The organism is Shewanella sp. 38A_GOM-205m (assembly GCF_000518445.1).
Taxonomy (GTDB): Bacteria; Pseudomonadota; Gammaproteobacteria; order Enterobacterales; family Shewanellaceae; genus Shewanella; species Shewanella algae.
On the sequence record NZ_JADP01000008.1, the window covers coordinates 1 to 26,800 of the forward strand.

Consider the following 26,800-nt stretch of genomic DNA (forward strand, 5'->3'; position numbering starts at 1 on the left):
CACCCGTCCGCCGCTCGTCATCTTCAAAAGCAAGCTTTTGAAATGTTACCGCTCGACTTGCATGTGTTAGGCCTGCCGCCAGCGTTCAATCTGAGCCATGATCAAACTCTTCAATTAAAGTTTTGGTTGAACCCGAAGGTTCTGCTCAATGAATTCTGTTCGTATGAACACTCTTCATCGAGTTAAATCGTTTTGTCGATTTCTCAATGCCTGTGAGTGTCCACACAGATTTGCTTGTTTATCTTGTTAAAGAGCAATCCCTTAGGCGCTGTGGCCATCGGGTCAGGGCTGCGTATTCTACGCTTTCCTGCTGCGGCGTCAAGAGGTAATTACCATCTTTTTTCGCCTGTCGTTGAAAGGGCTCAAGAGCCGTTTTTCTTCGACCCTGTCACGTCTTTTGCGTTGCCGCTGTGCCGTGTCAGTGGGAGCGCATTATAGGGAGCCAAAACTTTTGTGCAAGGGGGATTTTTGCAAAACCACACCAAGCGAACACTATTTAGGCATCAACAGGGCAAAACCAACCTTTGAGCAACATAGATATTACCCTAAAGTCCCTTTTTATCTTGATGAGTAACTTGAACCGACTGAGATGGCTATGCAAGCTGACTTGCTCACTAACCAGAGTTGCTCGTCAAAGTGATATCAATCCTCTGCATCTCTGCTCGAAGCTATGCCAAACCTATGCCCGAACTTACGTCCTTGAGTCGAACAGTTAGCAAGTTGGGTTCCGTTGCCCGAGTGAAACGAGTCTTCACAAGACTATTTCACTCAAGGTGGGATCTAGGTTTAGCACATATTTTGCCGCTTTGCAGAGTAAAAGCCTTTTGAGTGGCAGCCCAAAGTTTTCACTTTCAAGAGAGATTCATGACTTGAGCTTGTCTTGGCTCGCTTTATCTCCCGTATCTTCTTTTTCTTCGGCGCTCTCTTTGTTATCGCTATCTTTGTTATCTCGAGCATGGGAAATGGAAGAGTTCTCTGCACTTGATGCTTTGCCATCACAGTCATCTGCCTCATCGTCATCACCAACGACATGAGACACCTTGAGTTTTCTAACACTGCGAATGGTAACCACAGGCCCTGAGAGAGCATAGAGATAAAATAGCAGACAGAGAATTAATGCAGGCTCGACCGAGATCACCACAAATACGGCCACTACCAGCAAGATCACCAGGAAGTTCACCTTGCCACGCCAATCGACTTCTTTAAAGGAGTGATAGCGGAAATTACTCACCATCAACAGACCGGCAACGGCCGTAACCAGGGCCACCAATATACCTATATCATGCCCTGAGACGCCGTAGCCCTGCCCCAGCCAGACACTGCCGGCAATAAGAGCCGCTGCGGCCGGACTGGCAAGACCTTGGAAGAAACGTTTATCGGCCACTCCTACTTGGGTATTGAAGCGCGCCAGACGCAAGGCAGCACCGGCGCAATAGACAAAGGCCGCCAGCCAACCTATTTTGCCCAATTCAGAAAGCCCCCAGTTATAGGCTATCAAGGCCGGAGCCATACCGAAGGACACCATATCTGCCATCGAGTCGTACTCGGCACCAAAGGCACTCTGAGTGTTGGTCAAACGCGCCAGACGACCATCCAGTCCATCGAATAACATGGCAACAAATACAGCAATAGCCGATGCCTCAAAGTGCCCATTCATGGAAGCGATAACAGCATAGAAGCCCGAGAACAATCCTGCCGTTGTCATCAGATTGGGTAACAGATAGATGCCACGGGTTTTTATTGTTGGCTTGGATAAATTTTGCATACACTTAACCTGATGGTGTAATAAAGGTCTATAGCGGCAAAGATAACACACTTGCTCAGACAAGCTCACCCTGCAGAAACGGAAACAGACAATGATAAGGATCAGCCTATTTATGGCTCTGCTGGCATTACTCGGAGCCAACGCTGCCTCGGCAACGCCCATCTATACTTGGGTCGATGAAAATGGCGTTACCCACTACAGCCAAGAGCCGCCGCCACAACAACAAGCCACCGAACTGGACAGCCAAAATCTGCAACCCGCCAGAATTGGCACGGTCGCACCGCAGCGAAAAGATGACGTTGTGCAGGAAACTGAGTCTGAGAAACAGGCCAAATTGATCAAGGAGAAAGATGCGGCCCAGGCTCAGGCTATTTGTGATAAGGCCAAATTCCAATTGGATGTACTCAATACCCACACCAGACTGCAACGTAAAGATGAGGCCTCCGGTGAAATGATTAAGATGACAGAAGAAGAACGGCAGGCGCAGATAAAGGAGCAGCAGGAAAGAATTCGGCTGTTTTGCCAAAGAAACTAGCCAGCAAGGCCAGAGAAGAATAAGCTCAAGTAGCAAAAAGGAGCGCCGCGGCGCTCCTTTTTATTCACTGAAGTTGACTTACTTAGCGAAGTCTACACCCAGTTTGATATCCGCCTTCAAGGTATCCAGCATGGCATCACGGGCATTGGTTTCAAACGCACTCAGCTCTCCATACGGCAGAACCTTTTCGATACCATTCTTGCCGAGTACCACTGGCTGGGCAAAAAATTCAGCGTGCTCACTGCCACCATCAACATAGGCGCACTCGATCACATTGGCTTCCCCCTGCAGACCGCGGATCAGCGACAGACCGAAACGGAAAGCGGCCTGGCCCATGGACAGAGTTGCGCTGCCGCCACCGGCTTTGGCTTCAACCACTTCAGTGCCGGCGTTTTGAATACGCTTGGTCAGGGCAGCAACTTCTTCATCAGAGAAGCTGACACCTTCAACCTGAGACAACAGAGGCAGAATGGTCACACCGCTGTGGCCGCCAATCACATTGACTTTAACATCGGCGACGTTCAGCCCTTTGGCTTCGGCGATAAAGGTTTCAGAGCGGATGACATCGAGAGTCGTCACACCGAACAGGCGGTTCTTGTCGTAAACACCGGCTTTTTTCAGTACTTCAGCAGCAATGGCCACAGTGGTGTTCACTGGGTTAGTGATGATACCGATCAGCGCCTTGGGACAAGTCGCGGCCACTTTTTCAATCAGGTTACGGACGATACCGGCATTGATATTGAACAGATCAGAACGATCCATGCCCGGCTTACGGGCAACACCGGCAGAAATCAGCACCACATCGGCACCTTCCAGTGCAGGCGTAGGGTCTTCACCGGCAAAACCTTTAACTTCAACTGCTGTCGGGATATGGCTCAGATCCACGGCAACCCCAGGCGTTACGGGGGCGATATCATAGAGTGACAGCTGAGAGCCGGCAGGCAATTGGGTTTTCAACAGAAGGGCAAGAGCCTGGCCGATACCACCAGCAGCACCAAGTACAGCAACTTTCATAGTTATCTCCGTCAATTCTCGGAATTATGTGTGACATAGATCTAATTCTGTGATGGCGCAACATTAAAGGATCGTCACAAAAATAGCAATTATCCCTTAGTCATATGACTCTGTTTCATCAAAAGCTGAATTAACTTCAGCGTTTTCTACTGCCCACTGAGGCTTCTTTTACCCACCAAATGACCTGCATTGCATTTTTATGCATACATCTTGGGTATTTGTTGACACTTATCCGTTTGATATGCAGAATGGCCGGGATTTTCTGAATAACGACAGAAGAAGATGATGCAAGCAAGCAAAAATCAGGATGAGCTAATCAGAACCTTCAAGGCTCTGCTTAAAGAGGAGCGCTTCGGCTCCCAGAGTGAAATAGTCAATGCACTGCAAGCCGAAGGCTTTGCCAATATTAACCAGTCCAAAGTCTCGCGCATGCTGAGCAAGTTCGGTGCCGTGCGCACCCGTAACGCCAAGCAGGAGATGGTCTACTGCTTACCGGCTGAACTAGGGGTACCTACTGCCGGCAGCCCGCTGAAGAATCTGGTATTGGATGTGGATCATAACCAAGCCATGATAGTGGTGCGTACCAGCCCGGGCGCGGCGCAGTTAATTGCCAGGCTGTTGGACTCCATCGGCAAGCCAGAAGGTATTCTGGGCACTATCGCCGGTGATGATACTATCTTTATCTGCCCTTCCAGCATCAAGACCATTGATGAAACCCTGGAAACAGTGAAGTCGCTGTTCAATTACACAGACTGAGTTGAAAATGCCATAAAAAAACGCCCTCATTGAGGGGCGTTTTTTTCGTTATCGCGCTATTAATCATCAAACTGGATCATGAAATCCAGAGATGGGGCAAAGAAAGAGGAACCAGTTACCGCCTGAGTAAAGTGCATCAGGTGATCATGGTGTCCTTCTCCGTCACCGAAAACCATACTGTGAAGCATCTTTTCGAAATGGTTAGGTGTCTTACAGGTGGAGATAAACATCAAACCCTGCTGTTTTACAGAACCATAGGGCATGCTCTGACGCAGGATCTCCATCGACTCACCATTGTCATACTTGAGATTTACCCGCTTGATATGTGCCGTCAGCGGTTTGTCTTCCGAGGCGTACTCTATGTTGTCCTGCTTGGTGCGGCCTATGATGTCTTCCTGCTTTTTCTGCGGCAGTCTGTGCCACTTACTCAAATTGTGGACATATTTCTGTACATGAATGTAGCTACCGCCGCGAAATGCATCGTCTTCATCACCTACCAGGGCCACAGCTTGACGGCCTCTGCCCTTGGGGTTTTCTGTGCCATCGACAAAACCGGTCAGATCGCGGCTGTCCATAAAGCGGAACCCGCGCTCCTCCTCTTCCAGTTCAGCCAACCCTTCCAGCATTTCGTTGACCTCATTGGCCACCAGATGAAGAATATCTAGGCGATCACAACGCAGGTGAATAAAAATATCGAACTCTATTGCCGGCGCATCCCGGTTACCCGACTCCATAGCAGGAAATGGCCTGAGTTCAGCCGGTCTGCTTCCCGGATAGAGGTGATCCCAAAAGTTGGCACCAATCGCCACAAAGGCGTTAAAGGCACTGTCGGCATACTGATCTGCCAGCTCATACAAATACTGGGCGACATTGGCCAAGCAAGGACGCAGTTGTGACTCCCCGCCTTCGTTGGCATTGAACATCAGATAAACGCTGTGCAGATTTCCCTCAGCGCAGATTCCCAGTTGTTCCCGTGGCATAACCTGTGTATCCATTTGCAATCTACCCTTTCAGATTAATTCATCTTCGGCCTTATTATCCGCAACTTGAGCATTAATTTGAATTAGCTCACGCACGTTTTTGCCGATTGCTTTCAATAACCTGATGCCTGCCCGTCTTTACGGGACTCGGACGCTCCCCGATAAACGCCGCTTTCAACATTGATACCTATGGCCTGATAACCACCAAAAGCCCCGAGAGAATCACTCAAAGTATGTCCCTTTTTCATCAGCTCACGGCGGGTTTCCATGGAAAAGCCCGACTCGAGACTGATATAACCGCCATCTGTCATTTGCTCGCCGGTCGGTTGGCTGGAACCTGTATGCAGTATTCTCGGAGCATCGCCCGCCTCCTGCAGGTTGAGGCCAAAATCAATCAGATTAATCATGATCTGAGCGTGCATCTGGGGTTGGGTGGCTCCCCCCATGACACCAAAGCTGAGCCAGGGCTTGCCATCTTTGGTGACAAAGGCCGGAATTATGGTATGAAACGGTCTCTTACCCGGTGCATAAGAGTTGGCACGCCCGGGAGTGAGATCAAACAGCTGACCCCTGTCCTGCAGCACAAATCCCAAATCCGGAGGCGTCATGCCTGAGCCCATACCTCGATAATTGCTCTGGATGAGGGACACCATATTGCCTTCTTTATCGGCGGTAGTGAGATAGATGGTATCACCGTGTAAAAGATTGGGATTACCCGGCTCAACACTGGCAGAGGCTTTATCAGCATCGATAAGCTTGGCTCTGGCATAGTTGTATTCTTTGGAGATAAGTGACGCTACCGGCACTTCGGCAAAGTCCATGTCGGCGTAGAACTTGGCTCGGTCGGCAAATGCCAGCTTTTTTGCTTCCACGAAATGATGCACATATTCGGCGCTGTCCAGCCCCATGGCCTTGAGATTAAATGGCTCCAGGGTTTTAAGGATCTGCAGTGCCGCTATTCCCTGGCCGTTGGGCGGCAGCTCCCAGATATCATAGCCCCGATAATTAACCGATACAGGCTCAACCCACTCACTCTTGTGAGAAGCGAGATCTTCATAGGAAAGATAACCGCCCTGTTGTTGCATATAGGCGGCAATACTGCGGGCTATCTCTCCTTTGTAAAAGACGTCCCGGCCCCCCTTGGCAATTTTTTCATAGCTGTTTGCCAAAGCCGGGTTTCGAAACAATTCACCGACGGCCGGCATGCGGCCGCCTGGCATATAGGTTTCTTTAAACCCCGGGTATTTGGCCAGCTTTTCACCGCTGCGAGCCAGATAGAAGGCGATGAGCTCGGAAACCGGAAATCCTTCACGGGCATAATGAATAGCCGGCGCCAGGTTATCCTTCATAGGCAATTTGCCGAACTTGTCATGCAGTTCATACCAGCCATCCACGGCACCGGGCACGGATACGGGCAAAGGCCCATAAGGCGGCAGATGCTCAAGCCCTTTGGCCTTGAGCATCTCCAACGTCAGAGAAACCGGACTTCGGCCAGACGCATTAAGCCCATAGAGCCGCTGCTCTTTGGCGCTCCAGACAATGGCAAAAAGATCGCCGCCTATGCCAGAGCCAGTAGGCTCCACCAACCCCAGCATGGCATTGGCGGCAATCGCGGCATCCACGGCACTGCCTCCTTGTTTGAGAATATCGACCGCCACCTGAGTCGCCAGTGGTTGGCTGGTTGCCGCCATACCATTGACCGCATAGACTTCAGAGCGGCTCGCAAAGGCCGCGCCCGTGATTCTGTCCATCGCCATGCTTCCTGTGCTGCAGAAAACAGCCAAACTCCCGATGACGCCGAGTAACAGCTGACGACATGAGCTGTTGCTGATATTCCGTATCCCTTGTGCGTCCTGCATTTTATTATTGCTGTGGTTATGCATCTCGCCTCCGCTCTCATCCCGGAGCGGCGCAAGGGCGAGTCCGGGGTTCAGTGAATACCTATGATGAGTTCAATCAAACCGATTGCTTGGTATAACACAGAGACAAACAAATTATCACCCACAGCAAACTTATGAAACAATTGTTATTAACAGCCATTACCGAACAACACCAGCGGATGTTCCAGTGCCGACAGCCTGACTCTCTGCCCTGGAGAAAACTGTACCTGATGACTACGAACCTCGAGTATGACTCCCTCTTGCTGCACATCATAGTGGCAAACATTGCCCAGAAAACGCCGCTCGGTAACCACAGCCAGCCCCTGTTCGTCGGGTCGTAACTCCAACTGCTGTGGCCGCAGCAACAACTCGCCCTGCCAGTTCAGTGGCAAACCATGGGGCAAAGAGCTCTTAAGGCGGCCGATTTGAGTATCGACACAGTGTTCGCAGCTGACCTGGGCCTTAAGATAATTACCACTGCCGAGAAAGTCCGCCACATAGCGATTGACCGGGTTGGCATAGAGAGTTTCAGCACTGCCTTGCTGCACTATTTTTCCATCTTCAAACAGCGCCAGGGTATCGGCAAAAACAAAGGCCTCATCCTTACTGTGGGTCACAAATACGGCGCTGACGTTACGGCTCTTGAGGATCGCGCGAATCTCCAGCATCAGCTCGCCGCGTACCTGGGCATCTATGTTGGAGAAGGGTTCATCCAACAACAGCAGTTCAGGTTCATAGGCAAGCGCCCTGGCAATCGACACCCTCTGCTGTTGACCACCGGACAACTCGTGGGGATAACGTTCAGCAAGCCCCGGGAGCTTGACCAGATCCAGCATCTCCTCGAGCCGGCTCAGGCGCTGTGCCTTATTCAATCCCTTGACACCAAAGAGGATATTCTGCGCGACCGTCAAGTGGGGAAACAGGGCATAGTCCTGAAAGATCATCCCCACGCCACGCTCCTCTCCCGGAACCTGCAGCTTATCCGTGGTTACTGCACGGCCGCTGATATGAATTTCACCGGCGGAGACCGGCTGCAGTCCGGCAATGGCTCTGAGCAGAGTCGTTTTACCACAACCACTGGGTCCGAGCAGGGCGGCAATTTCACCGGCTTGCAAGGTAATACTCAGCCCTTTGAGCACCTGCAAGGCGCCATAATGGCTGTGGAGTTGCTTGACACTCAGGGTCGACATCAGTTGTTTTGCTCCAGCGAACGGTTGAGGTAAATCAAGGGCACCAGCCCCACCAACACAATGACAATAGCCGCCAGCGCCCCCTGCTCCAACTGCTCATCGGAGACGTATTGGAACACTTGGGTGGCCAGGTTGTGAAACCCGACAGGGCTTAGCAGTAAGGCAGCCGGCAACTCTTTCATCGCCTCGATAAATACCAGCAGCAGAGCGGCAAAAATACCGCTGCGCAGCAGTGGCAGATGGATTAATGCCAGCACTTTACCCGGTGTCTTGCCCAGGCTGATGGCCGCCATGTCAAGAGAAGGCGACAGCCGTTTATAACTGCTCTCTATGCTGCCGATGGCGATGGCGGCAAAGCGAATACAAAACGCCAGCACCAGGGCGGCGATACTGCCGGTGAACAGCAGCCCCGGACCTTGGCGCTCGAACAGAGCGTAGAGATCATCGATTCTGAAATCGAGCCAGGTCAACGGAATAAGCACGGCAATCGCCAGCACTGTGCCCGGCAGAGCGTAGCCGGTACTGACCAGACGGGATGGCAACATGTCCCACTTTCGCGGGCTCAGGCGGCGAATGAACATCAAGAGGATAGCCAAAAGCAAACACAATACACTGCTGATGGCGGCAACCGTTAGGCTGTTGAGGCTGTACTGCCAAAAGTCGCTGTTCCAGCTCTGTTGCCAGTAATCCAAGGCGTAACTGCCGAGAATGACAAATGGCAAAACAAAAGCCAGTAGCAGCAACAGCGAGCAGTAGCCGAGCGCCAACCACTCACGCCAACCTTTGAGCCGGTAAGGCTCTGGCGCCTCCAGCAACAGCTGCTTTTGAAACAATTGCTGTTTGCGCCTCGCCATACGCTCCAGCGCAAACAGAGTAAAGACACCAAGCAACATCAATAGCGAAATTTTAGCCGCGGCCGCCAAGTCACCATAGGCTCGCCAGGTGTCGTAAACAGCCGTGGTCAGAGTGGATACCGCAAAATAATTGACCGTCGCCAAGTCAGCCATGGTTTCCATGGCCACCAGGGCGACACCGGCCGCCAGCGCCGGGCGCGCCATTGGCAGCGACAAACGCCAGAAACTCTGCCATGGCGAGCAGCCCATCACCTTGGCTGCATGCTGCAAACTTAAGGATTGCTCCAGAAAAGCGGTGCGCCCCAAGAGGTAAACGTAGGGGAAGAGTACCAGCGACAACATCACAGTGGCGCCGCCCAGAGTTCGAATATCGGGAAACCAGTAGTCGGTTACCGATTGCCAACCAAAACTTGCGCGTAAAAACCGCTGCACAGGCCCGGCATAATCCAGTAAATCGGTATACACATAAGCGACAATATAGGCCGGCATGGCCAGCGGCAACAACAGAGCCCACTGGAACAGGCGCCGGCCCCGAAACTCACAGCGCGCCACCAGCCAGGCAGCCGGCACCGCCAAAAGCAGACTGCCGACACTCACCCCCAACATCAGCCAGAAGGTATTGGCTATGTATGACGGCAACACAGTGGCAAACATCTGCCCAAAGCGGGTTTCACCCGGTTCGAACGCCTGCATGACCAGCGCCAGCAAAGGCGCCACCATAAGGCCGCAGACGGTAAACCCCGCCCACGACCAGCCCTTGGAGAAGGTCAGGATCACCGCTATTCCCCTACAACCTTTGCAAAAACGCCTTCAAGCTCAGAGATCAAACTTAACCTCATCGAGCAGTCTCAGCGCCGCCTGATGGTGCTCTGCCAATTTGTAGACAGGCAAGTCATCGGCTTTGAAGTCACCCCAGGATGCCACCAGTTCTGAGACAGGCACATCGACCTTGACCGGATATTCCATATTGACCTCGGCATAACTCTGTTGGGCGGCATCCGAAGACAGATACTCCATCAACTTGAGGGCATCGGCCGAGTTAGGTGCATGCTTGGCCAGCGCCATACCCGAGACATTGATATGGGCACCGCGATTTTCCTGGTTCGGGAAGTTGATTACCGCCGCTTCAGCCCATGGCCGCTGTTTGGGGTCTTGCAGCATCTTGCCATAGTAATAGCTGTTACCGATGGCGATATCACACAAGCCTTCTTTCACCGCCTGCACCTGCGCCCTGTCGTTACCCTGAGGCTTACGGGCCAAGTTACTCTTCAGTCCCTGAAGCCAACTCTTGGCATCGGCTTCACCGTGGTGGGCTATCATGGAGGCCACCAGCGCTATGTTGTAGGGATGCTTGCCACTACGCATACAAACCTTGCCCTTGTAGCGGGCATCGGCCAGGTCTTCATAGTTGATCGCCAGCGGCCCGAGGCGCTCATTGCTGGAATAGAGATTACGCACTCTCATGGTTAGGGCGTACCAGTTTCCTTCTGGATCCCGGTATTGGGCCGGAATATTCTGCTTGAGCGTGTCGCTTTCCACCTGTTTGACCAACTGCTTGTCCACCAATTCCTGCAAACGGGAAAAGTCAGACGTCAGCACCAGATCCGCCGGTGATAAGCGTCCTTCACGGGCCAATCTATCGGCGATGCCATCTTTGGCAAACACAAAATTAACCTTCACCCCGGTAGCCTGACTGAAGTCATCCAGAATGGGCTTGACCAAAAACTCCTGACGATAGGAATAAACCGTCACCTCACCGGCGGCGGCCACCGGCAGCGTCACGCTGGATGCGGCCAACGCACTGCAAAGTATCAGACCTGTTTTGTAGCTCATATTCTTCGGCACTCCATATTGGGATGAGTAATTTAATGAGAACTATTTCTAATCCACTTTGTTTTCAGCCTAGTGCAAAAATTCTGGCAAGGGGAATACAAATGAAATAGACAGAATGGCAGCGGCTGGGAGCAAAGCGATTGGAATCGGCCGAATTGTCGCAAACTAAACTAAACTGAACCTTAAAACCCATGCATGGCGAGGGGGAAAACGCCTTGGATATGTTGGAAATCTTGCTGGCTGTGGTGTCTTTGCTACTGATATTGTTTCTGTTCCGCCACAGATTAAGGCCAGGAAAGCGACGGCTGGCCAAACCTGTTACGCCGCAGGAAAAGCAGTATCACTGTGTCTCCATAATGTTGACACCAACTGCCTGCCAGGCGATAAGAGTGCTTGAAGGCAAGCGTTTTTTGTCGAAGGAGGCGCCCAGGCTTCCCTTGCCTGAGTGTGATTGCAGCCAATGCGACTGCAAGTATCAACATCATGAAGATAGAAGGGTTCCCTTCAGCGACCGACGGCTGGATTATGGCATGAGCCATGATCTCTACGGTGCCTTCGGTGAAACCAACCGCAGGGACAACCCCAAGGGCAGGCGTTACTCGGACTTGGCCAAACCGCAAATTACCGAGAAATCATCCAGGACGAGTATCTCGGAAACTCTGCCTGAGTGACGCCGATTCCTGCCAGTGTGCCAGGGCAGGCACTACTTTACGCCAATCGAGATCCGGATGACGAAAATCAAGGTATTCGAGTAGCACCAATAGCAGCACCTGCCTGGCATCGAGTGGACCGCTCGCGATGATTCCCTGACGCTCCACCTCCATCAAGGCTCTGAGCAGGGCCTGCTCGAAACGGCCGCTCCAGAAAGGAGAACGAACCCCCTCCTCTTCACGCATCTGTTCCTGCCTTAAGCCAACGGCGCTATCCAGCGCGCCTTTGAGCAGTGAGAACTGACACTCATAGGCCCAGTTTCTGGATGGCCCAAAGAAACGATCCTGGCCGAATTTGTCGTCCAGAAAGCGGACAATGACTTCGCTGTCGAACATTGCGGCGCCATCGTCCAAAAGCAGACAGGGAATTTTCCCCAAGGGGTTAACTGACAGTAACTCGTCACTGTTATCGAAGGGATTGACCAGCTTTTCATCCAGCGCCAAACCCAGCTCGCGGGCAATGACCCTGACCACGCGGGCATAAGGCGAAGCTGTAGAGTAATAGAGCTGCATCCAGACTCTCCTGTTACCAGTATTTTTCGACTGTTATCTGTCCGGGGGCCCGGCGCAGGTTTTTGGCCAAGCCTTTATCGATAAGTGCCGCCGTAGCCCCCTGGATCATTCCGGGATTACCACAAAGCATCAATTGCGAGTCCTTTGCACTTATGCTCAGCCCGGCCTTGGCCTCTATCTCACCGCTTTGCAACCCATCCGGGATGCGACAACGCAGCGCACCGTCAAAGTCTTCACGAGTGACACTGGGCACAAACACAAATTGCTCGTGATAGGTCTGTTGATAGCCGCGGATCTTATCGAGATAGGCGAGATCCTGCACTTCTCTTACCCCGTAAACCAGAACCACTTTATCAAACCGTTGCCAAGGCTCCTGAGTATCCAGCATGGAAAGAAACGGCCCCACAGCAGTACCTGTTGCCAAAAACCACAGGTGGCGCCCCTGTAATTCCCCTTTGGGGATCTCATCCAGGGTCATAAAGCCGGTGGCTTTGTCTGTCACACTAATACTGTCACCCGGCTGCAAAGATTGCAGGTCTGGCGACAACTGGCCTTGATCTACCGCCACCGCCAGTATTTCAAGATAGTCGGCCCCAGGGGCATTCACCAGAGAATAGGCCCGGGCGATACGTTTATCATCCCGCACCTGACTGAGTTTGATAAACTGGCCGGCAATAAACGGCGCTATCTCGGCGGCTATCCTCAGGCTGAATAACTTGCTGTTCCAATCGATACGCTCAATGACCCGACCTTCAGTCCACATAGCTTCTCCTTAGGTAACACAAGACGATTATTGCAGCATAACTCCATATTCAGCCAACAAAAACCCCTCATAGTGAGGGGTGTTATCTGCAGGTAAGGTTTCGCGTGAGCTCAATTATTCCTGCTCTGTGCTAAAGCTGTCTCTGAATGCCTGCAACCCTTGCTGTACCAGGGAGTAAGTTTCATCTACCCCGGCCTTGATATCGCCTTCCAGCACCTTGAGCCCGGAGAGAATATCCGTCGCCTCTTTAAAGCCCTGATCTATGGCGCCGCCTATAACGTCCATAAAACCGGACAGCTGACTGTCAAAATCCATGCTGGAATTTTGCTGCTGGTAGACACTGAAGAACTGAGTGGCAAAACCGACAATTCTGTCGGCCGTGGCCTCGGGAGAAGTATCTATCTGCTGATCCTGCACCTGCTGCAGGGCATTTTCCCCCATGTAAGGTGCCAGTTCTTCATTGATGGCCTCAATCGCGGCGCGATATAAGAGACTCATGGGTTCGTTGCCGCTATTGAGGCTTACCTCCTCCTGCGCCGCCAGAATAGCGTTATTCATCAACTGCTGGCTGACATGGCGGGCGCTCTTGCTGCTGGCGACTTCAGATACCGCCTTGCCATGATTCCCGTCCAGTTGTTGGGTCTTGTCCTTGGCCACCTCAGATACCTGAGCGCCATGATTGCGGATTTCCATCTTGGTTTCCTCGTATGAAAAGCGTATCTCAGGTTAATTATCGACCAGCTCAGTAATTAGTTTAGCGATTGTTTACCCAGACCGATAGTCTGAGCTATGATCCCGCATGCTATTTAAGTATTTGATAGGAAATAAAAATGGTAAGAATTTTCCTACTGCTTTGTCTTTCTGTGTTTTTTAGCTTGCCATCCCTTGCCGCTGACACCAATCAAACCATATTTCTGGTTAGGCACGCGGAAAAAGCCCAGGGAACCGATCCCGGGCTGACAGCCGCCGGTAAGGCGCGAGCCGAGGCTCTGGCCGAGGCATTACGGGACACCCAACTGCAAAGGCTGATGTCGAGTGAGTTTCGCCGTACTCAGGAAACCCTGGCGCCGATTGCAACAGCCAAACAACTCAGGATAGAAGTGTTTCCAGCCAAAGCCGGCTTGGAGGCTCACATCAATGCCATAGCTGATGCGGTTAAAGCCAGCCAAGGCAATGTGCTGATCGCCGGCCACAGCAATACAGTTCCGGCCATCATTAAGGCTCTGGGTGGCCCCCTGGTTAGCCTGAATGAGCAGCAATACGACCAACTGTTTATTCTCACCTTGGGAGAACAGGGGCCCACAGGCCTGGTAACCACCCACTTTGGCAGTCAATAAGGATAGAAGATGCGCGAGCAAAACTGGTTTATGTGGGGGCTGGAACTGTTTTCCGGCCTATTTCTGATAGTCGTCGGCTTAGGGCTTTTGGTGATCACTTACATGTATATCGCCGATGTGATGCAAACCAAGCAGGCGGTGCGGCATAACTACCCTGTTGTAGGCCGATTCAGATATTTCTTCGAGAAAATGGGCGAATTCTTCCGCCAGTACTTTTTTGCCCTCGATCGGGAAGAACTCCCCTTTAATCGCGCCGAGCGTAGTTGGGTATATCGGGCGGCGAAAAATGTTGATCGCACCATAGCCTTCGGCTCCACCAGGCCACTGGAAGCCAACGGCAGTATCATGTTTATGAATACGGCCTTCCCAACGCTGGATCAAGACGTTGTGCCACCAACGCCTGTGGTTATTGGCCCGGACTGTGAACATCCCTTTGCCACCAGCGCCATTTGCCATATTTCCGCCATGAGCTTTGGCGCCCTCTCCCGCCCGGCTGTTACCGCCCTTTCCCATGGTGCGGCTCAGGCAGGATGCTGGCTCAACACAGGGGAAGGCGGCCTCAGCGCCCACCACCTCAAGGGAAATTGCGATCTGGTGTTTCAGATAGGTACCGCCAAATATGGTGTTCGCAATGCCGAAGGCCACCTGGATGATGACAAGCTCAGGGAAGTGGCCGCTCACTCTCAGGTGAAAATGTTCGAAATCAAACTCAGTCAGGGAGCCAAGCCAGGCAAAGGCGGAATTCTTCCCGGGGTGAAAGTAACCGAAGAGATAGCCACCATTCGCGGCATCCCTGTCGGACAGGACTCCATCAGTCCCAATGGTCATATTGAATTTCACCATGTCGGCGACATTCTCGACATGATAGCCAGAGTCAGGCAAGTGACAGGCAAACCCACAGGGATCAAGGCAGTCTTGGGTGATATCCACTGGTTGGAAGATTTTCTGGAAGAGATTAACCAACGCGGCCATGAATCGGCTCCCGACTTCTTCACCCTCGACAGCGCCGATGGCGGCACAGGCGCGGCGCCGCAAACTCTGATGGATTACGTTGGCCTGCCGCTGAAAGAGAGTCTGCCATTGCTGGTGGATCATCTTCGCCGCCATGGATTGAAGCAGAGGATTAAAGTGATTGCCTCGGGCAAGCTGATCACCCCTTCCAGAGTCGCCTGGGCACTGGCTCTTGGCGCAGACTTCATCGCCTCTGCCAGAGGTAACATGTTTGCGCTGGGATGTATTCAGGCATTGCAGTGCAACAAGGATACCTGCCCTACCGGGATAACCACCCACAACAAGAAGCTGCAACAGGGTTTGGATCCCAGAGACAAATCCACCCGAGTCGCCAACTACAACAAGGCATTACACCATGACCTGGGGATGCTGGCCCATTCCTGTGGAGTCAGTGACCCAAGACAGCTCAAGCCACATCATGTCAGAGTCGTCACTCAAAATGGTCTGTCTGTGTCCTTGGATAAATATTACGCTCACTTCGATCAATAAAGATAATTTAGCTGTCACTAAAGTATAATAGTGGGTAGATTGTGCGTTATGTCACAAAAGTGGTAAGATCTTACTCCTAGTCAAGACTTGCCACTTCCAGAGGATTTTGAAGTGAAAATGACATTTGTCAGTCAGGTCCCCAAGCCGGAAACGAGCAAAACTGCATCGCTCAGCTGCAAGAATTGCAGCCGTTTGATTGAGATTGAGGGAGAGATGCTCTGTTATCGCGGCGGTAAAATAACTGAACTGACGCCGGTAAACGAAGCGAAAAATGGTTTCAACCTACTGTGCGACGGCTGGCAAGCCGACCGCAACCAAACCAAGAAATAGGATCAACTCAGGCTCAGCTGCGCAAAACCCCTTGCGACTGAGCCTGCTTTCTTGACTCACTGATAATCCCTTCCAACGCCGCATTAAAGGTTTCCGCAGATACCATAGACAGAGTCAGGCCGCGGGTGGAAACTCTCAGTCCAGCACGTAACTCAGTATGCAGTTGATTGAGGGCAACTTCGTCCATACCCCGCTTTTTCAGATTATCTGCCAAACTGTTCCAGTCTGTACGGACTTTGTCCTGCATTCCTTCGATATTGACCTGCAATACAATGTTTTCCATCTGTGCTGCCCCCAGGCTGACGCTACTTCGGAGCATCAAGTATGCGGCAGCCAGCCTGAATCAATGCTGAACTTGCACCGACTCATCTGCCTGTTTTGTGTGCTGGATCCGCCACAAACGAGCATAATATCCATCGGCGGCCAACAGGTGGTCGTGGGTGCCTGACTCAACCAACCGACCTTGATGCAACACTAAGATTTTATCGGCATCCACCACAGTCGACAGCCTGTGGGCAATCACCAGACTGGTATGGCCCTTGGCAACTTCATCGAGCGCCTTGAGAATAGCCCTCTCGGAGCGGCTGTCCAGTGACGAGGTGGCTTCATCGAAGATCAGTATCGGCGAGCGCTTCAATATCGCCCTGGCAATAGCCACTCGCTGCTTTTCACCGCCGGAGAGTTTCATGCCTCTCTCACCCACCTTGGTCTGAGCCTGCTGTGGTAATGTCTCAACAAACTGCTTCAGATGGGCCAACTCTATCGCCTGCCAAATCTCGGCGTCAGAAGCATCGGGGCGGCCATAGCGAATGTTTTCAAACAGAGTATCGTTAAACAGCACTGTATCCTGAGGCACTATGGCGATGGCCCGGCGCAGTGCATCTTGGGTCATGTCGCGAATATCTATACCATCGACCCGAATCGCCCCTTGGCTGACATCGTAAAAACGGAACAGCAAGCGTACCAACGTCGATTTACCGGCGCCGCTTTCACCCACTACAGCCACCTTCTGCCCGGGTTCTATCTCAAAACTCACGCCCTTGAGTATCTCCCTGTCACCATAGCCAAAGCCAACCGAGTCAAAACTGACTCTGCCCTCTGTCGGCACGATATCCTTGGCCACTGGGTTATCTTTTACCAGCGGAGTCTTATCCAGCAGCGAGAACATCCTTTCAATATTGGCCAAGGCTCCACGAATCTCACGATACACAAAACCCAGGAAGTTGAGCGGCATAAAGAGTTGCATCATAAAGGCGTTGATCAACACAAAATCACCCACTGTCATCTGCCCCCGGGTCACTTCAAAAGCCGCGAGCCCCAGCATCAAGGTCATGGCAACAGCAATAATTGTGGCCTGACCGGCATTGAGAGCAAACAGCGACAGGCGATTCTTGCGTTTGGCCACCTCCCAATCCGCCAAAGCCTTGTCATACTCATTCGCCTCATAGGCTTCATTATTGAAGTACTTGACGGTTTCATAGTTAAGCAAACTGTCGATAGCACGGGTATTGGATACAGAGTCGGCCTTTGCCGCCTCACGTACATAGGCGGTGCGCCACTCGGTGGCTATCACAGAGAACATGCCATAGGCCAACACGGAGCAGAAGGTAATCAGCGCAAACCAGATGCCGTAATTCCACAGCAAAATGGCCACCACCATCAGGATTTCCAGCAGGGTAGGTACTATGTTGAACACCATAAAGCGCATCAGAAAACTGATGCCGCTGGTGCCGCGCTCTATGTCCCTCGATAATCCGCCGGTGCGTCTGTCGAGATGAAACCCAAGATCCAGCCGGTGCATATGTTCAAATACCTGCAACCCCAGGCGCCGTATCGCTCTCTCTGTTACCCTGCCAAAGAGGGTATCCCTGATCTCTCCCGTGAGTGCATTAACCAATCTCAAGCCGCCATAAGCCAAAACCAGCGCCAAGGGCACGGCCAACAGCTGCGCCGTTTGTTCGCCGCCAAGGCCATCTACCAAATGCTTCAGCAGGAAAGGCAAGCCGACACTGGCGAGCTTTCCCACAACAAGACACGACAGCGCCAGGATAATCCGGCCCTTGTATTCCAGCAGATAGGGCCAGAGAAGTTTGAGCACTTGCCAGTTGAGCTTATCGACGGGACCTTCAAAGTAGAGAGTTGGACGCATACATCTTGCCAGGGGAAAAGAGTGACTCGAGTGTAGCAGTGACCAGGACTCAAGTCTGCGATCTGTTTGGCTGCCCACTCGGAAATAATCACAGCAACTAGCACTTTAGAATGACAAAAATAACATTAGACCTAGACTAAATGACTAGTAACGGAATTTTTATCGCCAAAATCACCTCAAAGAAGCGAAAGATGGTTATGCATGAAAAAAGAATTTGGTACTCTTTCCAGCTATTGAGTACGGGCAGCAACAAGTGTTCAAAAAATGTCAAACAAACCGGCCCGCACCGATTTTTACCGTATATTTTGAAGGAAATCTTATGTTGGATTCAAAAGTTCAATACCCGCCCCTGCCGCTGATCCAAACCTGGGTATGGATGATGATCGAATCAGGCAACCCCGAGATCCAGGAAAAAGGCCGTAACAACCTGATAGCTTCCTTTGGCAGTCTGGCCAAAGCCAACGAATATTTGGCACAGCAAGCCCAAAAATAAAGGCGCCGATGGCGCCTTTATCTATGTAGTAGAAACATTCAACCCTGACGGCGTTTAAGCACGCTGTCGTTGAGCATTGACAGCAGCCTCTCTGTATCATCCCAACCAATGCAGGCATCGGTAATGCTCTGGCCATAACAAAGAGGCTGTCCGGGTTTGAGATCCTGACGTCCTTCCACCAGATGACTCTCCACCATCACCCCAAAAATTGCCTGCTGTTTGGCGGCAATCTGGCCGCAGACATCTTCAGCTACCAACATCTGACGCCGGAAGTCCTTACTGGAGTTGGCATGGCTGAAATCAATCATCACCTTGGGTTTCAGGCCGGCACTCTCAAGCTGAGAACATATCTGGGCCACATGGGCCGAGCTGTAGTTGGGCTCGCGTCCACCGCGCAGAATGATATGGCAGTCATCATTCCCCTTGGTTGACACAATCGCCGAATGGCCAAACTTGGTCACAGACAGGAAATGGTGTGGCGCACTGGCGGCCCCAATGGCATCTATCGCCACCTTGATGGTGCCATCTGTACCGTTTTTGAATCCCACAGGGCAAGAGAGGCCCGATGCCAACTCCCGATGAACCTGGGACTCTGTGGTACGGGCTCCGATGGCGCCCCAACACATGAGGTCGGCCATATACTGCGGGGTAATCATATCGAGAAACTCACCCGCGGTTGGCACCTGGCTGTCATTCAATTCGAGCAGTAGTTTGCGGGCAGTTCTCAGGCCGTCGTTGAGCTTGAAGCTGTTATCCATGTAGGGATCGTTAATCAGCCCCTTCCAGCCCACTGTCGTTCTGGGTTTTTCAAAATAAACCCGCATCACCACTTCCAGTTGATCCTGATAGGCCGTTCTGAGCTTGGCCAGACGCGCACCATACTCCAACGCCGCTTCAGGGTCGTGAATAGAGCATGGCCCTATCACCACCAGCAGGCGATCATCCTGTCCCTGAAGAATTCTGTGAATATTTTCCCTGGCCTTAAAGACAGTTGAGGAAGCGCGCTCGGTTGCCGGAAATCGTTCCAGAATGGCTATCGGTGGCAGTAACTCTTTAACTTCATTAATCCGTACATCATCATTCTGGTAATACATAAATGTCACACTACTCCGGCTATTGATAAGAATCTCTTGTTTTGGATAACAGTTTCAATCTATCCGTTATATTCAACCAATGCAATTGACTTATATGGGTTTACAGGCAAATCTGCCCTTTTATTGTTTTTTGTATGGCAATCTTATGATTTAATAAAAAATTCTTTAAGTGTGGTATTGCAAACGAAAGAGATGTTCAGCAACCAATGGGCAGTAAAACAGGCAAACAGCCTATAGGCCCCAGGAACCGAATTATAATTACACCTGATACCCAGTAACCCAAGGCCAACTGTGATCCGACTCTGTCTGCTATCTGTACTCTTGCTGATGCCTCTTGCCCAAGCCAAGTCGCAGGCCAATCGGTCGGTGACCTTTTCCACCAGTTTCTCCATCGCGCCTTTTTTTACCGAAGACCGCCACAATGGCATCCAATACCAGTTACTGAAACAGGCCTTACAACACAGGCAACTCACCTTGGGAGATATCGCTTTTACGCCCCCCAAACGCGCCTTGCGGCTGCTGTTGGCCGGCCAGGTCGATTGCCTTATCAATGCGCCGCCCGGACTCAAAGGGATGCACTACACCCCGAGCCTGCTCAGTTACCAAAACAGCATCTTTCTGCTCGCCGATAACCAGAGAATCATTGAGCAAGTCGCCGATCTTTCCCATATGCGCCTGGCGGCCTTTCAAAATGCCAGCCACTATCTGGGAGCGGAATTTGCCAAGATGGCTCGCCTGAATCCGGATTACAGTGAAATTGCCAATCAGAGTAATCAGGTGGCTATGTTGCTGGGTAATAGAGTTGAGGCAATAGTGTTGGAAAGGCGAATTTTTGCCTATAACTATCAAAAACTTGCTGAGAAAAAGGACTCACTTCCTCCTGTAAGGGAAGTATTGCTGTTCGAAGAGGCCCCACGCTTTCTGGCTTGCCGGGATCCTGAGATAGCCGCCGAAATAACCGCCGGTATCGAGTGGCTTTATGAGCAGGGAGTTGCCGAGCGTATTCTGGCCGAACCACCACAGTTTGATGACTGACAATATTCAAACCCGTGTAGTTTTCCATCAGGCTTTATTTATCTGAAAAAGCAGCAGATAAATAAAGTCAAAACTAAAATTCAAACACAATCCCACATAAAACCCTCTTCAGACAATCAAATATTCCGCATAAAGTCTTGCCGCCTTAACATATCGAAGTTAGCTTAATTAGCGGATAGACATACTTATCCGTTCAACAAAATAATGACAATCAACAAGAGAAATGCGACATGAAAATATCCACCACCCTTATGATGTTGGGTCTTTGTAGTGTCTGCTCCCTGAGTCATGGCGCCACCGGCGTCGCCTTTGTCCATGGAACAGGAAAACAAACCGATGCCCTGAACGATTACTGGACCCGCGAGTTTGTCGATTCAGTTCGTCAAGGTATCAGCACCCCGAGTAACTATCAGGTCATCAACTGTGACTTCGAGCAATATATGTGGGATGAGGCCGCTGCCGGCTGTCTGGTCGATCAGCTGCAGAGCTTTATCAACGCCCGCAATCTGGATCAACTGATCCTCATCACCCACTCCAATGGCGGCAACATAGTGCGCTGGGTCTTGTCCAATCCCACCTGGGATGGACGTTATCCAGCTGTGATCAACAGCATCAGCCGAGTGATAGCGCTGGCTCCTTCCAGTGCCGGTACCCCACTGGCCGATGCCGTCACTCAAGGCAATGTGTTTGAAACCAGTCTCGGCTGGCTGCTCGGTTACGACAGCGATGCCGTCAAACAGCAGCAAGTGGGTTGGATGGCGCAATACAACAGTCAATGGCTGTACGGCACAGCCGGGCGCCCTTCTCTGGGTAAGCCTTTTGAAGCTGTTGTCGGCTCGGACGTGGAGTCGGCAGTTTGGGACAGCGACAGCTATTGCGGCGGCTATCAGTACCAGGTCGGGTTGGAGACTACCCAAAACTGGCTGGATAACTGCTCCGACGGTTTTCTTGAGTGCAGCTCCCAGAGTGCCGCCGGCAGTGTCTGGTTTACCGATAAGCAGAAAACCCGTGACAGAGAACCTTTGAGTCACCATCAAAGCCGCCGGGCCTGTTTTAATCTCGACACCCTTCTGCGCAATCATATCTGAGGACGTAAGTATGAAGATGCATATCAGCAAGACACCGCTGCTGGCAGCGATACTCCTGAGCCTCACGGGTTGCCAGGATGATGCCAAGGTAGAACAAAACCAGCAGCCCAAAAGCCTGACCTTGGCCATGGTGCCGCCCCAGGCAAACGATATCAAGGCTTCAGAAGAGCTAGATACAGGGCAATTGCCGCCCTTGAATACCTCCAGGGAAGATGTCAGCTTTGTCAGGGCGCTGTCAGGGGAGTATCAAGCCCAGTTGCCGGACAAAACCGCCAGTGCCAGCAGTGATGAATACTGGTTGATGGTTACAGGCACCGAGCTTAACCAAGGCATAGAGCTGCCATTAACCCAAGGCAGCAGCGTTATCCGTCTGGCTCCTCGCTGGGATAAAAGCAGCGGCGCCCCGACTGCCCCCAAGAGTATTGCTCCGGACGCAATTCAACTCAGCTCGGCCGCAGGCAAAACTGAGAACAAGCGTCTTATCCGCCGCGCCGTAGACTCTGAGTCTCTGACCAGCGCCGGGATGGATGATGACTCCAGTGCCCTGCTGCTGAGCTCAGATATCAAGCCCGGTCTCTATCGCCTGCAGGTCGCCGCAGCGCTGAACGCCACTGACAACTATCTGGTCAATGTCAAAGAGAAAGGCTCTGCCTATCGTCTCAAGTTAAGCACCCCATCATCACTCGAGGCCAACACCCATCTCGAGTTGGAGCTGGCGCTTGAGAACGATAAGGCCATGGGTTCACCTCGTTTGGCCAGTGCCCGGCTGCAGCAAGCAAGCGGCGAGCAAACCCCACTGCAACTCAGCCAAAGTGGCAACAGCTGGCGACTGCAAAATGAGCAGCTGCCCATGCCCTCAAGCAATGCGGGTTTCAGTGAATTGGTGGTCGATATTGAGACACAGGTGGATAACACCTTGGTACGACGAACAGTCAAGACCGCCTTCAAGCAGTTCTATCCATCGGCGCGGCTGGCACCCGAAATCAAAGTTGGTTGGCAAAATGGTCTGCCAAGTGCCCTCAACTTTACGCTGGAGCTGGCCCAAAGTGGTCGTTTTGGGGTGTCGGCAATACTCACAGGGATGGACTCCCAGGGGCGGGAAATCGCCATACTGCAGAGTGAAAGCGCAGCCTGGCTGACACAAGAGCAAAACAGTCTGCAGTTGCCTCTAAACCTTGAGCTAATCCAAAATTCGGGCTTAAAGCCGCCCTATGGTGTCAGGGCAGTTGAGCTCAAGGATATGGGGCAGATGGTGCGCTTGAGTTACCGTGATAAGGCGCTGAGTTTAGATGCCCTTTAAGACCAGCTTTCAGGCAGAGAGAAACTTATAGCCAAAAAGTAAAAAGCCCGATGCAGATGTCAGCATCGGGCTTTTTACTCTGCAGCTTGGCTTAACCGATTGCGCCTTTATAACCCCACTCTTTCAGCCAAGCTTTTGAATCAATGCCCTTCCATCGCATGCAACTTGGCCTGATAGCGTTTTTTCTGCTCGCCGTCACCGGCCAGCGCCAACGCCTTTTGCAGATTGCTCTTCGCTCGGTCGGAGTCCCCTTTTGCCCAATAGGTTCTGGACAAACCAAAGTAAAACTCGTGGCGATAATCCGCCTTCTCAATCGCTCTTCGATACCAACTCAGCGCCTCATCATATTGGTGATCCATGTAGGCTTGCTGCGCCATATCATAGTAGTAATAAGGATTACGGATCCGGGCAAGCTCCAGTACCTTGTGTACTTCGGCCCATTCATCCAGTCTATCCTGGCTGCTCAGCATGACCGCCAGGTTATAGAGGGTAGTCATGTTTTCCGGCTCAAGCGTCAACGCATAGCGGTAGACCCGCTCGGCCATCTGTTCCATGCCCCTGGCGCGATAGAGCACCGCCAGGCTGTTGAGCGCCGGAATAAACAGACTCTGCTGTTGCAAGCTCTTTTTCAGCAAGCCGTATGCGAGATCCCAATTCTCATTGATCAATGCCTCGGCCGCCGCATTGTTGTAATACATGGCGACCACAGTACCTTGGCTGATCTTATTGACCTTATAGCTGCGCACAGCACGCTCGGGCAGGAAATCCACCAGAATGGAACGCTCGGTGACATGGAAGACATGATTATTCTTGGGCGGGTATAACTTGAGGTTGATATGACCATTGACCAGATAAAAGGCGCCTTGGCGATCCCAGACCGGGGGCACTTCCACATCACGAAATTCAACCTCTATCCCCAGTTGTTGCGCCATGGCCGCCGTCAGGATCACCAGTGACATGCAGTTTCCGGCCCTGTCGTGAAAGGTTTCGGCGGCGGTGCGGGTGTAGTTGTCCTGATAGCGAAAGCCGCCCTTGTCGGCATGGATATAGTCAGCCAACCACTCGTGGGCCAACTCCTGATTGGAGATGAGTGCGCTGCGGCTATAGGCACCTCTGAGTAACTGCACCGCCTCGGGAGGCAAGGCGAATAACTCGGCGGGCTCGGGGATATTCCCAACCTCTTTGAATTGGTTATCCTGAAACAGGCTGCCCAGGGCCATCTTGCTTGGCACCGGGGTACTGTTGCAACCGCAAAATAGCAGCAGCAAAACCGCACCCAATAGGCGAATCACCATGGTAGCGGGTAGAGCGCCAAAGAGAGCACGAGTGAGAGTGCCTGAGAACATAAGGCCTCCTGAGTTAAGGCTTCTTTACTGAAAGCTTAAGTCAGACTGGCCACTCCTGCCGCGCCAAAGGGTGACAAAATGTGAATATCCCCTAGTTCAAGCCTTCATTTCCGGGAGCGATAACTTCGGAATCCGGCTTGGGGATCCCTATATAGAGCTGCTGTTGCCGGTAAAGATAGGGGCGATAAAAATGGCCATCGCAGGAAAAGTAGCGATAGGGGCGCATGTAAGGAACACATATAGCAGGCAGGCTGCGCAGGATCTCCAGTTGCTGCTGCGAGCGCAGTAGTTCCTGCCACTCATGCTGACGCAGTAATTCATCCCTGACGGCAAAGGCATCGAAGGGCTCACTGGCATCACGAACCACCACTTGTCCTGCCTCGGCATTGCCAAGCCACAGCAAGGTACTGCACAAAGTGCAGAGAAAAGTACCGGTCAGCTTCATTACACTGAGAGTCTTCATCGCCATCCCCTTAGGCTCCAGGCTGTTTCTGCTTTCAGTCTGCCCCCAAGAGCGTCTGTCATCAAGCGCCATAGCCCCAAAATGCGCTTTTCCTGGCCGACTCCCCCCAAGCCAGGTAACAACAAGGCCGGTAACCCCAAAAGCCAGCTCTAACCAAAAGCCATCTCACAAGAGATGGCTTAAAGATTAAGGAAGCTTGCTTGATCTCTCAAGAACACTCATGGCTTATCATGGCGTTCTTGGCTTATCAATTGGCGTTCTTGGCTTATCAATTGGCGTTCTTGACAGTCACAAACTCAGGATAGGCATCGATACCGCAATCCGACGCGTCCATACCGTTGTACTCTTCCTCTTCGGTCACCCGGATCCCCATGGTCACTTTCAAGGCGCCCCACACCAGCAATGACGCCAGGAACACCCAGGCAGAGATCACCGCAGCGCCAAACAGTTGCCCTGTCACACTGGCATCGGCATTGGACAGAGGCACCATCATCAAACCGAAAAAACCGGCTACCCCATGCACCGAGATAGCCCCGACAGGATCATCTACCTTGATGCGGTCAAAGCCCACGATGGAGAACACCACCAAACCGCCGGCTACCAGGCCTATCACACCCGCCATCGGCAGAAAGGGCGACAATGGATCGGCCGTGATAGCCACCAAACCAGCCAAAGTACCATTGAGTATCATGGTCAAGTCGGCCTTGCCCCACACCATCTTACAGACGATCAGTGCAGATACCGCGCCGAAGGCCGCCGCCGAATTGGTGTTGACGAAGACTTTGGCCACGGCGCTGGCATTCTCGGCATCAGAGACCAATAACTGAGAACCACCGTTGAAACCGAACCAGCCCATCCAGAGGATAAAAGTCCCCAGGGTTGCCAGCGGCAGGTTGGATCCCGGGATAGGGTTAACCTGGCCATTGGCGCCATATTTACCTTTACGTGCCCCCAGCAGCAAGACACCGGCCAAGGCCGCGGCTGCACCGGCCATATGCACTATGCCGCTACCGGCAAAGTCGACAAAGCCGGCTTCGGAAAGGAAACCACCGCCCCAGGTCCAGTAACCTTCCACCGGATAGATGACTGCCGTCATTACCAGGCTGAATGCCAGGAAAGCCCACAGGCGCATGCGCTCGGCCACGGCGCCGGAAACAATCGACATGGCTGTAGCCACAAATACCACCTGGAAGAAGAAATCAGACTCCAGCGCATGGTCGGCGTCGGCAGCTTGAGATCCTATCAAGGTGCTGATGCTCGGCAGCCAGCCGCCCTCGCCATTGTCCACATACATGATGTTGTAACCCACAATCAGGTAGGTGATACAGGCGATTGAATAGAGACAGATGTTTTTGGTCAGTATCTCTGTGGTGTTTTTGGAGCGTACCAACCCGGCCTCCAGCATGGCGAAACCCGCCGCCATCCACATCACCAGCGCGCCGGAGATCAGAAAGTAAAAGGTGTCCAGCGCAAAACGCAGCTCTGTGACCGTAGTACCCAATTTGCTCAGTTCTTCCATCTTCTCCCCCTTACAGCGCTTCTGTATCTGTTTCGCCCGTACGAATACGGATAACCTGTTCCAGATCTGTCACAAAGATCTTGCCGTCACCTATCTTGCCGGTATGGGCGGCGTTGGTGATGACCTCCAGCAGGTGCTCAAGATTCTCCGCCTTGGTGGCGATCTCGAGCTTAACCTTGGGCAGAAAGTCCACCTGATACTCGGCTCCCCGATAGAGCTCTGTATGCCCCTTTTGTCGGCCAAAACCTTTTACTTCGGTGACCGTCATCCCCTCAATGCCTATGCCCGCAATCGCTTCGCGGACATCATCAAGCTTGAACGGCTTAATGATTGCGCTGACTAATTTCATCCAG

At 52.2% G+C, this 26,800-nt stretch carries 27 protein-coding genes and 1 rRNA gene; 10 read left to right on the forward strand and 18 right to left on the reverse strand.

All coding sequences use genetic code 11. From position 1 onward, the window contains the following. Both N512_RS0109130 and pssA read right to left on the reverse strand, forming a co-directional pair. Positions 1–117, reverse strand: a 16S ribosomal RNA gene (locus tag N512_RS0109130); the annotation flags it as partial. Between the two features lie 745 nt (positions 118–862). Further along, positions 863–1,765, reverse strand: a complete 903-nt coding sequence (pssA, locus tag N512_RS0109135; protein WP_028780121.1) for a CDP-diacylglycerol--serine O-phosphatidyltransferase — start codon at positions 1,763–1,765, stop codon at positions 863–865. 91 nt (positions 1,766–1,856) lie between these two features. Between pssA and N512_RS0109140 the strand changes: the two genes are divergently transcribed. Beyond that, positions 1,857–2,300 carry a DUF4124 domain-containing protein gene (locus N512_RS0109140; protein ID WP_025890175.1) on the forward strand — a complete coding sequence of 148 codons (444 nt, stop codon included), beginning with the start codon at positions 1,857–1,859 and terminating at the stop codon, positions 2,298–2,300. Between the two features lie 78 nt (positions 2,301–2,378). Here the strand turns inward: N512_RS0109140 and mdh are convergent, their stop codons facing one another. Then, on the reverse strand, positions 2,379–3,314 hold the full coding sequence (gene mdh, locus N512_RS0109145) for a malate dehydrogenase (protein WP_028780122.1): 936 nt from the start codon (positions 3,312–3,314) through the stop codon (positions 2,379–2,381). Between the two features lie 285 nt (positions 3,315–3,599). Here mdh and argR point away from each other — a divergent pair, with 285 nt between their 5' ends. Further along, positions 3,600–4,070, forward strand: coding sequence for a transcriptional regulator ArgR (argR, locus tag N512_RS0109150; protein WP_025012091.1), 471 nt, complete (start codon positions 3,600–3,602; stop codon positions 4,068–4,070). A 59-nt stretch (positions 4,071–4,129) separates the two neighbouring features. On the opposite strand, the gene N512_RS0109155 is transcribed toward argR, so the two are convergent. From N512_RS0109155 to N512_RS0109180, 5 genes are all read right to left on the reverse strand, one after another. Beyond that, on the reverse strand, positions 4,130–5,065 hold the full coding sequence (locus N512_RS0109155; protein ID WP_025886988.1) for a Dyp-type peroxidase: 936 nt from the start codon (positions 5,063–5,065) through the stop codon (positions 4,130–4,132). 98 nt (positions 5,066–5,163) lie between these two features. Next, positions 5,164–6,807 (reverse strand): gamma-glutamyltransferase, encoded by a 1,644-nt coding sequence (gene ggt, locus N512_RS0109165; protein WP_231473555.1) that lies wholly within the window; start codon positions 6,805–6,807, stop codon positions 5,164–5,166. A gap of 272 nt (positions 6,808–7,079) precedes the next feature. Then, a complete protein-coding gene (locus tag N512_RS0109170; RefSeq protein ID WP_028780124.1) occupies positions 7,080–8,123 on the reverse strand; it encodes an ABC transporter ATP-binding protein in 1,044 nt (347 codons plus the stop codon). Further along, the gene (locus N512_RS0109175; protein WP_028780125.1) at positions 8,120–9,751 is read right to left on the reverse strand and encodes an ABC transporter permease; all 1,632 of its coding nucleotides are present in this window, start codon (positions 9,749–9,751) and stop codon (positions 8,120–8,122) included. The genes N512_RS0109170 and N512_RS0109175 overlap by 4 nt, the downstream gene beginning before the upstream one ends. A gap of 39 nt (positions 9,752–9,790) precedes the next feature. Continuing rightward, positions 9,791–10,807: a Fe(3+) ABC transporter substrate-binding protein gene (locus N512_RS0109180; protein WP_028780126.1), complete on the reverse strand. Its 1,017-nt coding sequence runs from the start codon at positions 10,805–10,807 to the stop codon at positions 9,791–9,793. A 215-nt stretch (positions 10,808–11,022) separates the two neighbouring features. Between N512_RS0109180 and N512_RS0109185 the strand changes: the two genes are divergently transcribed. Continuing rightward, positions 11,023–11,478 carry a hypothetical protein gene (locus N512_RS0109185; protein ID WP_175472264.1) on the forward strand — a complete coding sequence of 152 codons (456 nt, stop codon included), beginning with the start codon at positions 11,023–11,025 and terminating at the stop codon, positions 11,476–11,478. On the opposite strand, the gene N512_RS0109190 is transcribed toward N512_RS0109185, so the two are convergent. The 3 genes from N512_RS0109190 to N512_RS0109200 form a co-directional block, all read right to left on the reverse strand. After that, entirely contained in the window at positions 11,440–12,030 is a 591-nt protein-coding gene (locus N512_RS0109190) for a glutathione S-transferase N-terminal domain-containing protein (RefSeq protein WP_028780128.1), read from the reverse strand. The two genes, N512_RS0109185 and N512_RS0109190, sit on opposite strands and share 39 nt — an antisense overlap. 13 nt (positions 12,031–12,043) lie before the next feature. Beyond that, a complete protein-coding gene (locus N512_RS0109195; RefSeq protein WP_028780129.1) occupies positions 12,044–12,793 on the reverse strand; it encodes a ferredoxin--NADP reductase in 750 nt (249 codons plus the stop codon). Positions 12,794–12,907: 114 nt separating this feature from the next. Then, entirely contained in the window at positions 12,908–13,486 is a 579-nt protein-coding gene (locus N512_RS0109200) for a DUF5610 domain-containing protein (RefSeq protein WP_028780130.1), read from the reverse strand. 137 nt (positions 13,487–13,623) lie between these two features. Between N512_RS0109200 and N512_RS22680 the strand changes: the two genes are divergently transcribed. The 3 genes from N512_RS22680 to N512_RS0109215 all read left to right on the forward strand — a co-directional run bounded on the left by N512_RS22680 (position 13,624) and on the right by N512_RS0109215 (position 15,960). Continuing rightward, positions 13,624–14,130 carry a phosphoglycerate mutase family protein gene (locus tag N512_RS22680; RefSeq protein ID WP_037466670.1) on the forward strand — a complete coding sequence of 169 codons (507 nt, stop codon included), beginning with the start codon at positions 13,624–13,626 and terminating at the stop codon, positions 14,128–14,130. A gap of 9 nt (positions 14,131–14,139) precedes the next feature. Next, positions 14,140–15,630 (forward strand): FMN-binding glutamate synthase family protein, encoded by a 1,491-nt coding sequence (locus N512_RS0109210; RefSeq protein WP_025011511.1) that lies wholly within the window; start codon positions 14,140–14,142, stop codon positions 15,628–15,630. 117 nt (positions 15,631–15,747) lie between these two features. Then, on the forward strand, positions 15,748–15,960 hold the full coding sequence (locus N512_RS0109215; protein ID WP_174840162.1) for a hypothetical protein: 213 nt from the start codon (positions 15,748–15,750) through the stop codon (positions 15,958–15,960). A 13-nt stretch (positions 15,961–15,973) separates the two neighbouring features. Here N512_RS0109215 and N512_RS0109220 read toward each other — a convergent pair whose 3' ends face one another. Beyond that, a complete protein-coding gene (locus N512_RS0109220) occupies positions 15,974–16,243 on the reverse strand; it encodes a hypothetical protein (protein WP_025011513.1) in 270 nt (89 codons plus the stop codon). 60 nt (positions 16,244–16,303) lie between these two features. After that, on the reverse strand, positions 16,304–18,109 hold the full coding sequence (locus N512_RS0109225; protein WP_028780131.1) for an ABCB family ABC transporter ATP-binding protein/permease: 1,806 nt from the start codon (positions 18,107–18,109) through the stop codon (positions 16,304–16,306). Between the two features lie 319 nt (positions 18,110–18,428). On the opposite strand from N512_RS0109225, the gene N512_RS24350 reads away from it, so the two are divergent. Next, positions 18,429–18,602: a hypothetical protein gene (locus tag N512_RS24350; RefSeq protein ID WP_096142315.1), complete on the forward strand. Its 174-nt coding sequence runs from the start codon at positions 18,429–18,431 to the stop codon at positions 18,600–18,602. A gap of 38 nt (positions 18,603–18,640) precedes the next feature. On the opposite strand, the gene aroG is transcribed toward N512_RS24350, so the two are convergent. Continuing rightward, the gene (gene aroG, locus N512_RS0109235; RefSeq protein ID WP_025886981.1) at positions 18,641–19,696 is read right to left on the reverse strand and encodes a 3-deoxy-7-phosphoheptulonate synthase AroG; all 1,056 of its coding nucleotides are present in this window, start codon (positions 19,694–19,696) and stop codon (positions 18,641–18,643) included. Between the two features lie 291 nt (positions 19,697–19,987). Here aroG and N512_RS22685 point away from each other — a divergent pair, with 291 nt between their 5' ends. The 3 genes from N512_RS22685 (at position 19,988) to N512_RS0109250 (ending at position 23,119) form a co-directional block, all read left to right on the forward strand. Then, the gene (locus tag N512_RS22685; protein WP_156029139.1) at positions 19,988–20,731 is read left to right on the forward strand and encodes a transporter substrate-binding domain-containing protein; all 744 of its coding nucleotides are present in this window, start codon (positions 19,988–19,990) and stop codon (positions 20,729–20,731) included. Positions 20,732–20,961: 230 nt separating this feature from the next. Further along, complete coding sequence (locus tag N512_RS0109245) at positions 20,962–21,819, forward strand: hypothetical protein (RefSeq protein ID WP_025011517.1); 858 nt, start codon at positions 20,962–20,964, stop codon at positions 21,817–21,819. A 10-nt stretch (positions 21,820–21,829) separates the two neighbouring features. Next, positions 21,830–23,119 carry a DUF4785 domain-containing protein gene (locus N512_RS0109250; protein WP_051472733.1) on the forward strand — a complete coding sequence of 430 codons (1,290 nt, stop codon included), beginning with the start codon at positions 21,830–21,832 and terminating at the stop codon, positions 23,117–23,119. Positions 23,120–23,259: 140 nt separating this feature from the next. On the opposite strand, the gene N512_RS0109255 is transcribed toward N512_RS0109250, so the two are convergent. The 4 genes from N512_RS0109255 to glnK form a co-directional block, all read right to left on the reverse strand. Then, the gene (locus N512_RS0109255; RefSeq protein WP_372239363.1) at positions 23,260–24,465 is read right to left on the reverse strand and encodes a hypothetical protein; all 1,206 of its coding nucleotides are present in this window, start codon (positions 24,463–24,465) and stop codon (positions 23,260–23,262) included. Positions 24,466–24,556: 91 nt separating this feature from the next. After that, the gene (locus N512_RS0109260; protein WP_231473557.1) at positions 24,557–24,928 is read right to left on the reverse strand and encodes a hypothetical protein; all 372 of its coding nucleotides are present in this window, start codon (positions 24,926–24,928) and stop codon (positions 24,557–24,559) included. 268 nt (positions 24,929–25,196) lie between these two features. Then, positions 25,197–26,447, reverse strand: a complete 1,251-nt coding sequence (locus N512_RS0109265) for an ammonium transporter (RefSeq protein ID WP_028780135.1) — start codon at positions 26,445–26,447, stop codon at positions 25,197–25,199. Positions 26,448–26,457: 10 nt separating this feature from the next. Continuing rightward, positions 26,458–26,796, reverse strand: coding sequence for a P-II family nitrogen regulator (gene glnK, locus N512_RS0109270; protein ID WP_025011521.1), 339 nt, complete (start codon positions 26,794–26,796; stop codon positions 26,458–26,460). Between the last annotated feature and the right edge of the window lie 4 nt (positions 26,797–26,800).